The organism is Methanococcus voltae, assembly GCF_017875395.1.
In the GTDB taxonomy this organism is placed as follows: domain Archaea; phylum AGJL01; class Methanococci; order Methanococcales; family Methanococcaceae; genus Methanococcus; species Methanococcus voltae_C.
In genome coordinates, this window is sequence record NZ_JAGGMO010000001.1 from 401785 (window position 1) to 415375 (window position 13591).

The window sequence follows — 13591 nt, forward strand, 5'->3', positions numbered from 1 at the left end:
TCTGGTGGTAATATGGTGGATGAAACAAAATTAAATTTAATAGAAATTGTATTAAGAGCATACGACCCTTGATATTCATGTGCTGCTCACATGATTGTGGAAGATGCTGAAGGAAACGTTGTATTTGAAATTGTAAACGATGAATAATTCTTTAACCGAACCCATTGGGAGGTAAAGAAATATTTCACAATTTTTTAATTTTTTAAAATAATTATACTAATTGTCAAAAATGATATTATTAAAATATTAAATATCTATCAAAGATGTTAAATATAAAGTTTTAAATTTAAAAGATTATATTTAATTAATATTCTGATAATTATACTAACTTAGAGATAATTTTTTGAGCATTAAAACTAATTATCAGATTTGATATCAAAATAGTAAATTTAGTAACTAACTGTCTAAATTTAAAAATATTTATAGGAAATAAACTATATATCTAAATTGTAATTGTCTATTATAATTATCAATTATGATTAAAATAATCAAGTTTATGGTTATTTTAATATTCACTTAAAAACCTTCATCAGAAGGCCCCATATTATCAAAAATTTAAAAGGGGTATCAAATGGCTGGAATTAAAATTCAAGAAGATGCATGTCTTGTTTGTAATGCTTGTTCAAAAGCATGTCCAACCGAGGCAATAGAAATTGCCCCCTTTAAGACCTGTAACTTGTGCTTTTCATGTGCAAGTGCATGTCCAACAGGGGCGTTAGTAGAAAACAATGGTAAGTTAATATACAACGGTAGCAAGTGTATAAAATGTGGAAACTGTGCAACTGCTTGCCCTACAGGCATTAAAAAAGTTGATGATAGATTCCCATACTCAAAAGGACACTGTGTACTTTGTGAAAAATGTGTTGACGCTTGTCCAATCGATATAATTTCAATCCCTGGAAAAATTGACAAACCTGAAAAAGAAGTTACAATACCTCAGGAACCTATCAAAGTAACAGAAGCTTGCGTAGGTTGTTCAGAGTGTGTACCAGTTTGTCCAGTGGATGCTATTTCAATCGAAGATGAACTTGCAGTTATTGACACAGAAAAATGTATATACTGTAGCGTATGTGCACAAACTTGCCCATGGAACGCTATATATGTAGCAGGCAAAAAACCTTCAAAAAGACAAAAAGAAATTAAATCATTCACAGTTACCGAAGAATGTATAGGTTGTGAAAAATGTGTTGAAGTATGTCCGGGTGACATGATTACATACAATGCAGAAGATTTAATTGTAAAATTGCCAGAAGCTTGTCCTGCATGTCACTTATGTGAGCAAAACTGTCCTGTGGATGCTATTTCCTTAGAAGTAGAATATGGAAGCGCTAAACCAGTTACAGAAGAAGGATTAGTATGGTATGAAGATAAGTGCAACTATTGTGGACCTTGTGCTATAAAATGTCCTACAAATGCAATTAACTTAATCAACCAGAAAGGACTTGCATTACCTTCAAGAACTAAAACAGATAAAGACCCAGAATTTAGAATGTGTATCAGATGTGGTGCTTGTGTTATGAAGTGTCCAACTGGTGCTTTAAAAATGGGTAAAATTACTCACGAAGGTAAGGAATACAACAGAATTGAATTTAGCCCTGCTTTATGTAACCAGTGTGGTGAATGTGTAGACGTATGTCCACAAGACACATTGAAACTTACAGGCGATGAGAAAAAACCACTCGAAGGCTACTGTATACTTTGTTTAAAGTGTATAGAAGCTTGTGATAAAGCCAAAAGAAACGCTTTAGGCTTACAATAAGACTATAATTTGTAACTTCTAAACTATTAAATAAGATAATACCTTATCAACTAATAATAAATTAACAATTTATTTAAATATTTAAAATAACGGTTAAATATTTAAAAAAAATTTTAAATATGTATTTTTGACCTTATACATATTTAAAATAAATATTTCTTCATCTATCAACTAAATAAATTCAAATTATAAAATAAAAATACGATATAAATTACCGTATATCTGGTATCCCACCAAGGGGTGAATACAATGGTAAAAGTGGTTAAAAACGTAGTATGTCCATTTTGTGGAACTCTATGTGACGATATTGAAGTTCTTGTAGAAGATGGTCATATCGTAGGTACAAGAAACGCTTGTAGAATCGGAAATGCTAAATTTATGCATTATGAAGGTTCTGTAAGATACGATAGTCCTTTAATGAGAGAAAATAAAAAGGACGAATTCAAAAAAGTAGACTATGAAACAGCCATCGAAGAAACCGCAAGGCTTCTTGTAGAATCAAAACTTCCATTAATCTATGGATGGAGTTCTGCAGAATGTCACGCTCAACAATTGGGTGTACTATTAGGCGAAAAAGTTAATGGCGTGTTAGATAACACCGCGAGTGTATGACACGGACCATCATTATTGGCAGTACAAGACGTAGGCTATCCTGTAGCCACATTAGGGGAAACTAAAAACAGAGCTGACACAGTTCTATTCTGGGGTAGCAATCCAATGCACGCTCACCCTAGACATATGAGTAGATACTCAGTATTTGCAAGAGGGTTCTTCCGTGAGAGAGGAAGAAAAGACAGACAAATGATCGTTGTCGACCCAAGAAAAACAGATACTGCAAAATTAGCAGATGTTCACCTTCAAGTTGAACCTCATAAAGATTATGAACTTGTAAGTGCTATGAGGGCAGCTTTAAAAGGCTTCAAAATTGAATCTGATTACGTAGCAGGAATTCCTACGGAAACAGTTTACGAAGCTGTGGACCTTTGTAAAAATGCTCAATTTGGTACATTATTCTTCTCAATGGGTGTAACCATGAGTAGAGGAAAGCACAGAATTATCGATAACGCTATTCAGTTAATCGTTGATTTAAATGCACACACCAAATTTAGCTTAATGCCTATGAGAGGTCACTATAACGTTAACGGATTTAACCAAGTTAGCACTTGGATAACTGGTTACCCATACGGTGTAGACTTCTCAAGAGGATATCCAAGATACAACCCTGGAGAAACCGCTTCAAATGACTTGTTACAGAGAGGAGAAACCGACATGATGCTAAACATTGCGTCAGACCCTGGTGCACACTTCCCTCAAAAAGCTTTGCAGCACATGGTTAAAATCCCATTGGTATGTATCGACCCTCACCAAACACCTACATCAGAATTAGCTAACATCGTTATGCCTACTGCATTAACCGGTGTTGAAGTTTCAGGTACCGCATATAGAATGGATGGTGTACCAATTGAACTTAGAAAAGTTGTAGATGTTCCTGAAGGCTTACTTTCAGATGCTGAAATTATCAGTGGGTTATTGAAAGAAGTTAAAAAAATGGAATAAATTATTAGAAATTAGATAATTGAATAAATAACAGGTAAGTTATAAAATTCCCCTTTTATGCTTACGAAATACGTCTTGAAGAATTAAGTAATTTGTTAAAGGGGAACCTTTTGGACCCTTTAATATAATCAAATCTTTTTTTAATATTATTTATTAATTTAAACTAATTAAAAGTGTTATTTTAAACATATTATTGCTAGTTATATGGCATATAATTAGATAATTTATATAATCCATATAAGTTATAAACTAGTAGATTATTATTTATTATTGTTATTCATAGATATTCAGATATTGTAAATTATCATAATAATTTTTTAGGTGGTTATTTTGGAAATAATTCCTGTTTTAGATGTTTTAGGGGAAAATGCGGTTCATGGCAAAAGTGGAAATAGGGAATCATACTATCCTGTAGAATCAATTATTTGTAAATCCAGTAATCCAGTGGACTTATCAAATGCTTATATGTCATATGGTGTAAAAAAAATTTACATAGCAGATTTAAACGCAATTATTGCTAAAAATCAAAGTGAAATGACTGGTAAATTTTTAAATATAGATTCTGAAAAAAATTTAGAAATTATTAAAAAAATTGAATGTGATAAGATTATTGACTTTGGAATATCTACACTATTTGATTATGAATACTATAAGTCTTTTGACTTTAGGAATACAAAATTAATCATAGGTACTGAAACACTTGTTGATTTGGAACTTTTAAATAAAAAAGACGTAATATTAAGCTTAGATTTTAAAAATGGAGAATTATTAAGCAAAGGCTATAATTTTAAGGAATTGATTGAAAAATTAAACCAAAATCCTGATATTCCCGTTATAGTATTGGATATTTCTTCTGTGGGCACCTTAAAAGGTTTAAATTATCCGTTAATTGAAAAAGTAGTAAAAAGTATTAAAAATGCGGTTTACGTAGGCGGAGGGGTTAAAAATATCTCCGATATAGATAAATGTAAATCTTTAGGGGTTTCTGGTGTTTTAATAGGAACTTCGTTGCATAATGGAACATTAAACTTAAAAAATTTAATTGAAAAATATTAACATATTCTGTGCTAAAATTATACTCCATAAAATTATAAATAATATAATAAAGATTGTATTATATATCTTAAAATTGTATTTACAATTCATTCTTCAATTTATCGGATTAAATTATAATTGTATTAAATTTTATTAAATTGTATTAAAAAAGTGATAATATGTTAACAAGGTATCAGGTCCTAAAAATACTAATGGAATATGTAACAGACGAATACATAATATCCAACATAGGAATACCAAGTAAAGAATTACACGATATTAACGATAGAAGTGAAAACTTCTATATGCTTGGTTCCATGGGCCTAGCTTCTTCAATTGGACTTGGATTAGCATTGGGAAAAGCATATGAAAACGATAAAAAAACAATAGTTATCGACGGAGATGGGTCTGTTTTGATGAATATGGGTTCTTTATCCACGATTGGATATACAAAACCTAAAAATATGCTTTTAATCATTATCGATAATTGCGCATATGGCTCTACGGGTAATCAATCAACGCAATGTATAAGCACAGATTTGGAAATGGTAGCTAAAGGTTGCAAAATTGATGCTAAAACACTTGTAAAAGAGAAAGAAATAAGAAAAATGTTTTCTGAGCTAATGAATGAAAAAGAAACAAAAGCATTAGTTATAAAAACTCGTCCACACAATGAAAAAGTTAAAAATATTGAATTAGAGCCTGTAGTTATTAAAGAAAGATTTATGGGCGCTGTTGCAAATAAATAATGTTTTTATTATATTTATTATATTTATTATATTTTATTTTTTAATTTGCTCTTAGATTATTTTAGTTATTTTTGGATTAGTTCTATTTTTCAAAGTAATTTTTGAATAACATTAAATTTTTAAGACCATAATCTTGATTAATTGGATATCCAATAACAGAAAAATCTTTGTCTTTATTGTTATATTTGTCTATCAAACTATTATTTTTAGAGTGGCTAGCCTTATTAAATACATTATCTATGTTTAAAAGGTAATTTTCCCAATCCCCTGCATAATTTTCTCGCCTTTTTAGGTAATTCCCCATAGAATCTACCAATTCATTGGTGATATTTTCCATGAAGGGAATATAAACTGCGGTTCTTTTATCATATAATGTTTTATATTCGGCATTTGACTTTTTACATCCATAAACATAGTATTTTATAGAATTATTTACAATTTCCTCAATATTTTCATTACATACTAATAAATTCTCAATTCCTTCTGTACCTATCCAAACCTTATTAGTATCCATCTTCTTTTTAGCTTCGTTCAATAAAGATAATACGGATGATTTTGAGTTATCTTTTTCATATTTGTCCATATACTTTTTATTCCCATACACAAAGCAAATATGGAAATCATAACTACTGTAGAGATTTAATAAATCCATTGAATTTTCTCTTCTACATTGTATAGTAAGTTGAGAATTTTTATTTAACTGTTCTAGTATGCTTTCATCCGTTAATTGTATTTCTTCAGCATCAATGACGTGTATGTCAAAATTTTTAGTAATTAACTTGTTTAACTTAATTAATTTATCCATGTCATAATCAAATTTGCTTAATTTTGTTGCAATTCCTATCAAAATACCCCTCGTTAAACTAATAAATTAAATACTTAGTAAAAAATAAAATATAAAAATAAATGTAATAAAATAATAATTCTAAAATTTAAAAATAAAACTTAATTTTAAAGTTAATAAGTATTAATTAAGAGTTATTCTGCATTTAAATCTACGTCGATAGCTTGGTCAGGACATTGTAAAACGCATAAGTTACAATGTGTACATTCATTTGGATTTACAGGTTTTGGAGGATAAATACCTTTTTTATTTAATTGCTTTGATTTTTCATATACATCTTTTGGACATACTTGGATACAAATATCGCAACCTTTACAGTATTCTTCGTTTATTGTAATCTTCATAATTTCACCATATGCGTTATTAATTAATGTTATCTAAATACTATGTTAAGAAAATACTATTTTAAGAATAATACTTCGTTAAAATTTTTTCTTTTTGGATGATTTCCACATTTTAGGATATACATTTTTATCCATAATTACTCTTTCTATATCTATGACCATTTCTTCGTCAGACTTTAAAATCGTTTTGGTATTTGCAAGAGTTTTACCAATAGCTACAGCTTCACCCTTTAATGTTTCAATCAATACCAATTCTTCTGGACCGATACCTTTTTCGATTTTAGTGATACCATTTGCATATAAGTCTGCACCGTGGCATATTGCATTTACTGCACTATCCTTAATTACAACTTTTGGCATATGTTGCAAACCATATTCAACAGGTTTTATGATTTCACGGATATATTGTTCGTCCCCAGTTTCTTTCCAATAGATATGTTCATCTACAAGATCTTGCAAATAAATTGCTTCTTCTTCAAAGAATGGACCACTTTTAACTCTCCTCAATTCCTGCATGTGTGCTGAGACACCTAAAGCCTCACCAAAATCATCAACTAATTTTCTTAAGTAAGTTCCTGATTGACATCTTACCCAGAACAGCACCGAATTCAATTCGTCATTTATTTCTATAAGTTTTAACTCATAAATTTTTCTTACTCTTAACTTTCTTGCTACAGAAGCTTTTAAGGGAGGTCTTTGGTACATCTTTCCGATGAAATTATCAAAAAGCTCCAATATTTCTTTTTCGCCAATTTTTGATTCTTTCATATCCCTATGTAATCTCATAATACATACATATTCTTTAGGAGGGATGTGCCAGTACGGTACGCACTTTGTTGAATTACCGAGTGCAATAGGCAATGCACCTGTTACTTTTGGATCAAGTGTACCCCCGTGTCCAGCTTTTGAAACTCTTAAAATATCCCTTACCCATGCAGAAACTTCGTGAGACGTTGGACCCGATGGTTTATCGATTATCACGATTCCCGTTTCCAGTAAGGATTTTATATCACGATTATATGGATTAGTCCCAAACTCATAGTTTGTTTTTGACTCTTCCTTAACTAACATTTCTCTTTCCATACTCATAATTCACCAAATAAAAAATAAATGATACTAATTTAACTTAATTGACTAATATAAATATATAATATATGTACATAGTCATTTAAAGTATATAAATTTATAAAATCAGAATACTTTTTTCAATAATGTTATTATCAAAAGGTTTATATAATTTTATAACATAGTTCATTATGTTCAGAAATAATTGAACTATGGTGTTACTATGCATTGTGATAATGAAAAAGAAGAAGTTAAAAAAACAATTATGGAACTATTTAATGAAATCGCAAGGCTTACAAATTTACCAAAATCGATGGGAGAGGTCTATTCTGCCATATACTTATCTGAAAAGCCGTTATGTATGGATGACATTATACAAACCCTTAAGATAAGCAAAGGTAATGCAAGCACTATGATAAGGCGACTTGAAGAAATAAAGGCAATAAAAAAAGTTTGGGTAGAAGGAGATCGTAAAAACTACTACAAGATTAGCGGAGTTATTCCACTTATGGATTTAGTATTTAAAAGACACGAAGCTGTATCCAATGCTTATTATAAATTAAATTCCTTGATGGATAAAGATATTGACCTAGAAACTAAAGAATTTACGGAAAAAAAACTTTATGGAGTAATTATTCTTAAAGAAATTTCCGAAAAAGTTATGGAAACTCTCAGAGAGTATGAAAATATTGATTATGAAGAATTACACAAAAAATTAATCGAAAATTCTAAAAAAAAGAAAGAAGAAATAGTAAAATGAAATAAAATTTTATTAGCAACTAATAAACTAAAAATAATCAATAATATGAACTATTATCAATTATCAAGTTTGTGATACGATGATTGAAGAAATACTTAAAAAAATAGCAGGATTTTCCGAAAAAAGACCGTTATTAGTGGTAATTACCATATTAATTATGACAATCGTCATGGGTTCTATTGCATCCAATATTCGGATGGAAACTGCATTTGAAAAGATGCTACCACAAGATGACGAAGCAATCAAAACACTCTATGAAGTTAGAGACAATTTTGGTGGAACTGATATAGTAACCACAGCTATTAAAATAGTCCCTTCGGAAAGTTCTGAAAAAGTTACAGATATTCGAGACCCGCGGGTCCTAGAGCTTATAGATTTTTTAGAACGGGATATAAGTAGTGTAGAGTACGTCACATCGGTATCTTCACCGACTGACGTATTTAAAGAAAAAAATAATGGCATAATACCCAATGATATCGATACGGTGAACCATATTTATAATCAAATACCTGAAGAATCTCAGGGGAAAATATTCAATAATGATTATACAATGGCCACACTATATATTACGTCAGATTCAGGTTCTGATTCAATCAAAAATACTCAACTAATTACTGAAATAGAAAATAGGGTTAAAGAAGCTCCGATACCTCCCGGAACTAAGGTAATATTAACGGGAACTCCATCTTTGAGAGTCTTAGTTTCAAGACTTATGAATGAAAGTCAATATATAACAACTGTTGTTGGTTTATTGGGCGTATTTCTAGTACTTTTATTCTACTTTAGAAATTTCTTATCCTCAATGATGCCATTAGCACCCGTAATATTAGCAGTTATTTGGACTGGAGGTTCTATGACATTATTAGACATACCCTTGGACTTCGCTACCACGGCTATTGCTTCATTGCTTTTAGGTCTGGGTATTGACTATGGAATTCACCTTATGCACCGTTACCATGAAGAGCGAAAAAAAGGAGAATCGATTGAAGAAGCCCTTGAAACAGCTGTTATAAATACCGGTACGGCAGTTTTGGCAACTACTGCTACTACAACGGTTGGTTTTGGTGCTTTAATACTTGCTCCGTTACCTACAATGCAAAACTTGGGTAAAAGTTGTTCTTTGGGTATAATATACTGTATGCTAGCGGTTATAATCCTATTGCCATCATTAATTGTGTTGAATGATAAATATATAGAACCGTTCAATAAAAAGCTTATATCAAAAATTAAGTTCTTAAAACGTGAATAATTAATTTATAATCCCAATTTGTGGATAAATACTTTAATAAATTTAAGAAAATAATTAAAATTGCATAAAATCAATTAAATTGAATGATTAAAAATTAAATCGGTGAAATCATGAACAGAATTCTAAAAATGGTTTCAATTATTGGATTAATACTATTGGTTATAAATTCTTGCTCTGCTTTAGCAATAGAAGAACCAGAAACTACCCCGAAAGTAATTCATCCGGGTGATGATGTAGATATATGGTTCAAATTAAACAATAACGAATTGTTAGGCGATAATGAAAGAGTAGAAGATGTTTACGTAGAAATAAATCCATCTTATCCTTTTGAATTAATACAGGTTAATCCTTCAAAAGGTAAAGTAACATATAATTACTTGGAAGATGGTGTTTCGAAAGATATGCACTTTAAATTTCACGTAGATGATGATGCAAGGTCTAACGAGTATAAAATAGATGTAAATGTAAAATATTATGTAGTAAGATATGAAGATGGCGACGAAGAATATAGATATTCAAGAAGCGTTTCAAGAAGCTTCTATGTCACAGTCTATGGAGATGCCAACTTTGAATTAAGCTCTGAAGGAGATGTACTTACACCATCTAAAACCGAAAAAATACCGATAACTATACAAAATAAAGGCACTGGTTCAGCAAAGCAAGTTACTTTTTCAGTAGGCAATACAGAATTTGTAAATCCTGTAGAAACGACCAAATTTTACATAGGCGGTATGGCAGCATCGGAAAGTACTAAAACATATATTTCGCTACATACTGATGAAAAAGCTACAGAAGGTTCTTATTCGGTGCCCGTAACCATAACTTGGATTGACCAAGAAGGTTTGGAAAAACAAGATACAATAAACTTAGGTTTGATTGTAAAAGGGGATTTAATGATTGGAATTTCCAATATAATCACAGAACCTAAGGAAATAAAACCTAAAGACACTTACGTTCGAATAGATGCTAGTGTTTCAAATAATGGACATGGTGAAGCAAAAGACATTAACTTAGAATTAATAGCCAATTACCCATTTAGGGACAGTTGGAGTAGTTCTAACATAAAAAACATTGGAACATTAACTTCAGGGGCTTCTAAATCTGTTACATTCTATATTGATGTAGATAAAGATGCAAAAGCTAGACATTACGAAATACCTATTAATGTGTCTTATTTAGACATATTTAACAAAAGACATTACGAAGTTGAATATATAGACATCTATGTAAAACCTAAACCAATATTAGAACTAGAATCTGATGAAATAACCATTGAAAATAAAAAAGGAAATCAAGTATTGTTAAAAATAAAAAACGTAGGTAATGAAAAAGCGGAAAATGTAAAAATTACCGCAGTTAAAAACACGGCTCAACCATTTGATTACCCCACAAAAACTGATTCCGTAGGTACATTGGATATTAATGATTCAGGAGAAGGTTTATTGATAATAGATGTAGATAATGGCGTTGAAAAACAGTACATTATAAATTTAGAAGTTAGGGCAGTAGGAGATTCGGATATTGGCGATAAACAAGTATATATTTCGAATATACCCTTAAAAATTAATGTAATTAACGGACATTCCGAACTTAAATTTATTGGCACAATAGCTTTAATTCTAATAGTTTTAGGCTCAGGATATTATTTACTGCAAAAAAGAAAAAAGAAAAAAGATGATGAAAAATAAAAATAAATATTTTAATATATCCTTTTATTTTTTAAATATTTTAGAATTTTAGAATTTTAGACTATTGAACCAATTATATAGCTTAAAAGTACTAAATTCATAGTCAATTTAATATTTTTTGAAATTTTTTTGGCATCGACATCTTTTTTACCAAATTTGGACTTTATTATTGGATATATTGCCAATACAAATAATAAATCACAAACTAATATCCCAATTAAATAATATATACCAAATATTCCAATTAAATAAGGTATAGGACTTACTAAAATTGCCAAAATTAATAATAATGTAGCCAATTTTAAAGACAAAGACTTATTCTTGATAGGAAGTGACATTACACCCTCCAATTCATCTCCTTTAATATCCTCATAATCCTTAATAATCTCTCTAGACCAAATTGCTAACATAGCACTTACAAACAAAATACTTATATCATAAATATTGTTTACTGCAATTCCGCCAAATAAAAATACTGAGCCTGTAAGATAACCTACCAATATATTTCCAACTATTTTGTTCTTTTTATATTTTTTTGCATACATAAAGAGTATAAATGCGTTAAATATTGCTAAAATAGTGCAATAAATATTAAAAAAGGATAATATTAGCCCCAATACAACAATGCCTACGGAAAATATTTTAGCAGATTTTAAACTAATCCTGCCAGAAGGAATAGGACGTTCTGGTTTGTTTACTTTATCAATTTCTAAGTCGTAAATATCATTAATAGCGTTTCCATAGCCACAAATTAAAAATACAACCAAAAATATTATGATTAATTCGGTCAGGTAGGTAAATTGAAAGTTCGAAGCTATTAAAGCACTTATTAAAGCACCAACTGATGCAGATATACAGTTTTTAGCCCGTAATAGCTCAAAATATGCCAAAATATTCATAAAAGCACCATAATAATATATTTTTTAATTTAAAAATTTAATCCTTATTTTTTATATTTTTATATTTTTTTATAATTGTATTACTACACCATACTATTTATAATATATATTTACTCAATATTATAAAATAAGTTATTTAATAAACCTAAAAATTAAATTGATTAAAATATATTAAGTTAAAACAAATATTTTATATCGAAATAATATCAAACTGATTTAAAGCGTGATACTGTGATAAAATTTGGAACTGCAGGAATCCCAATAGGTGCCACTACCACGGAAAATTCTTTTGAATACTTAAAAAAACTAAATTTAGATGCTATGGAACTAGAATTTGTTAGAAGTGTGCATTTAAAAGTTGAAAAAGCTAAATACTTGAGTAAATTAACAGAAGACATTTCATTGAGTGCTCACGCCCCGTATTATATAAATTTAAACGCTAAAGAAGAAGAAAAAGTAAATTCAAGTATTGTAAGAATTTTAAAAAGTTGTGAAGTAATGGATGTATTTGCAAAAAATATCACTTCAAAAAATAAAAAGATGGATTCTAAAATTGGAATAGTTTATCATCCAGGATTTTATTTAAAACAAGACAAAAACGAAGTTTACCAAAAAATTAAAGAAAATACCAAAAGAATAATTGAATTAAAAAATAAAATGGACTACGATGTGATATTAAGACCCGAAACTACAGGTAAGATTACACAGTTTGGTACCGTTGAGGAGCTAGTTAACTTATCAAATGAATTGGGCAATGAAAATATACTACCTTGCATTGACTTTTCGCATATATATGCCCGTAGCTTAGGGAAAATAAACAATTACGATGAATTTTATAAAATTATTGAGTATTTGGATGCAAATATTGGAAAAAAATGTATAAAAAATATGCATATGCACGTTTCGGGTATTGACTTTGGAAATTCTGGGGAAAAAAAACACTACCCCCTAGATAATTCATCCTCAAAGTTTAATTATAAAGACTTAATAAAGGTTTTGAAGGATTTTGAAGTTTCTGGAACTATAATTTGTGAAAGTCCTTGTTTAGAACATGACGCTTTAATTTTAAAAAATTATTATGAAAATTTATAAATGTTATAAAACTTATAAAAGTTATAATAATGTATTATTTAAAAAAGTAACTTAATTTTTAAATTATTCTTCCTTAATTGGCTTTATTAATACTCTTTTTAAGGAATTTCCAAGAGGACATTTTACTTTAGTGTTTAAAACACTTAATATTTTATATTTTCCGCTTTCAATTTGTGGCTTGCAATATAAGTAATTTTCACACAATACATTATCACAAGATACATCCTTATGGGAAATCGTTAAACCTTCCAATGCTTTTTTTGATTCTATATTAATGTTTAATTCAGAAGGTATTACTTCAACTACTTTTACACCCTCGGAATGAATACTACAAGGATGCGTTGTAGCCCTAACTTCCGTTATTTTATATTTAACTCCTTTTTCCAAATTTCCATGACACATTTTTTTAAACTTACATTCGTCACACTCTGCCACGGGGCCCATGTATACAAATTCATTGTCTGTTACTGCTAATTTGTTTCCTATTAATGTTATTTTGGTCATATTGTCACCGATAATAATAAATTTATTTATATTTTATTTTTTATAG

14 protein-coding genes are annotated in these 13591 nt (G+C 29.5%); 9 read left to right on the forward strand and 5 right to left on the reverse strand.

Features of this window, described 5'->3' with window-relative positions; genetic code table 11:
* Window positions 1–12: 12 nt before the first annotated feature.
* The 5 genes from vhuU to comE all read left to right on the forward strand — a co-directional run bounded on the left by vhuU (window position 13) and on the right by comE (window position 5100).
* A complete protein-coding gene (vhuU, locus tag J2127_RS08460) occupies window positions 13–147 on the forward strand; it encodes a F420-non-reducing hydrogenase selenoprotein subunit VhuU (RefSeq protein ID WP_245314065.1) in 135 nt (44 codons plus the stop codon).
* A 424-nt stretch (window positions 148–571) separates the two neighbouring features.
* Window positions 572–1759, forward strand: coding sequence for a F420-non-reducing hydrogenase associated-polyferredoxin VhuB (gene vhuB / locus J2127_RS01865; protein WP_209731733.1), 1188 nt, complete (start codon window positions 572–574; stop codon window positions 1757–1759).
* A 249-nt stretch (window positions 1760–2008) separates the two neighbouring features.
* Window positions 2009–3316, forward strand: coding sequence for a formylmethanofuran dehydrogenase subunit B (locus J2127_RS01870; RefSeq protein ID WP_209731734.1), 1308 nt, complete (start codon window positions 2009–2011; stop codon window positions 3314–3316).
* A gap of 321 nt (window positions 3317–3637) precedes the next feature.
* Window positions 3638–4372 (forward strand): HisA/HisF family protein, encoded by a 735-nt coding sequence (locus J2127_RS01875; RefSeq protein ID WP_348635401.1) that lies wholly within the window; start codon window positions 3638–3640, stop codon window positions 4370–4372.
* Window positions 4373–4530: 158 nt separating this feature from the next.
* Entirely contained in the window at window positions 4531–5100 is a 570-nt protein-coding gene (comE, locus tag J2127_RS01880; protein ID WP_209731736.1) for a sulfopyruvate decarboxylase subunit beta, read from the forward strand.
* Window positions 5101–5182: 82 nt separating this feature from the next.
* Here the strand turns inward: comE and J2127_RS01885 are convergent, their stop codons facing one another.
* From J2127_RS01885 to J2127_RS01895, 3 genes are all read right to left on the reverse strand, one after another.
* Window positions 5183–5947, reverse strand: a complete 765-nt coding sequence (locus J2127_RS01885; RefSeq protein ID WP_209731737.1) for a hypothetical protein — start codon at window positions 5945–5947, stop codon at window positions 5183–5185.
* Window positions 5948–6078: 131 nt separating this feature from the next.
* Window positions 6079–6288, reverse strand: coding sequence for a 4Fe-4S dicluster domain-containing protein (locus tag J2127_RS01890; protein WP_209731738.1), 210 nt, complete (start codon window positions 6286–6288; stop codon window positions 6079–6081).
* 78 nt (window positions 6289–6366) lie between these two features.
* Window positions 6367–7377, reverse strand: coding sequence for an RNA-guided pseudouridylation complex pseudouridine synthase subunit Cbf5 (locus J2127_RS01895; RefSeq protein WP_209731739.1), 1011 nt, complete (start codon window positions 7375–7377; stop codon window positions 6367–6369).
* A 199-nt stretch (window positions 7378–7576) separates the two neighbouring features.
* Here J2127_RS01895 and J2127_RS01900 point away from each other — a divergent pair, with 199 nt between their 5' ends.
* From J2127_RS01900 to J2127_RS01910, 3 genes are all read left to right on the forward strand, one after another.
* Window positions 7577–8113, forward strand: a complete 537-nt coding sequence (locus J2127_RS01900; RefSeq protein WP_209731740.1) for a GbsR/MarR family transcriptional regulator — start codon at window positions 7577–7579, stop codon at window positions 8111–8113.
* 79 nt (window positions 8114–8192) lie between these two features.
* On the forward strand, window positions 8193–9362 hold the full coding sequence (locus tag J2127_RS01905; RefSeq protein ID WP_209731741.1) for an MMPL family transporter: 1170 nt from the start codon (window positions 8193–8195) through the stop codon (window positions 9360–9362).
* Window positions 9363–9472: 110 nt separating this feature from the next.
* Window positions 9473–11050 (forward strand): COG1361 S-layer family protein, encoded by a 1578-nt coding sequence (locus J2127_RS01910; protein ID WP_209731742.1) that lies wholly within the window; start codon window positions 9473–9475, stop codon window positions 11048–11050.
* A gap of 56 nt (window positions 11051–11106) precedes the next feature.
* Here the strand turns inward: J2127_RS01910 and J2127_RS01915 are convergent, their stop codons facing one another.
* The gene (locus J2127_RS01915) at window positions 11107–11949 is read right to left on the reverse strand and encodes a UbiA family prenyltransferase (RefSeq protein ID WP_209731743.1); all 843 of its coding nucleotides are present in this window, start codon (window positions 11947–11949) and stop codon (window positions 11107–11109) included.
* Window positions 11950–12180: 231 nt separating this feature from the next.
* On the opposite strand from J2127_RS01915, the gene J2127_RS01920 reads away from it, so the two are divergent.
* Window positions 12181–13041, forward strand: a complete 861-nt coding sequence (locus J2127_RS01920; protein ID WP_209731744.1) for a TIM barrel protein — start codon at window positions 12181–12183, stop codon at window positions 13039–13041.
* A 63-nt stretch (window positions 13042–13104) separates the two neighbouring features.
* Here the strand turns inward: J2127_RS01920 and J2127_RS01925 are convergent, their stop codons facing one another.
* A complete protein-coding gene (locus J2127_RS01925) occupies window positions 13105–13545 on the reverse strand; it encodes a UPF0179 family protein (RefSeq protein ID WP_209731745.1) in 441 nt (146 codons plus the stop codon).
* Window positions 13546–13591 lie beyond the last annotated feature (46 nt).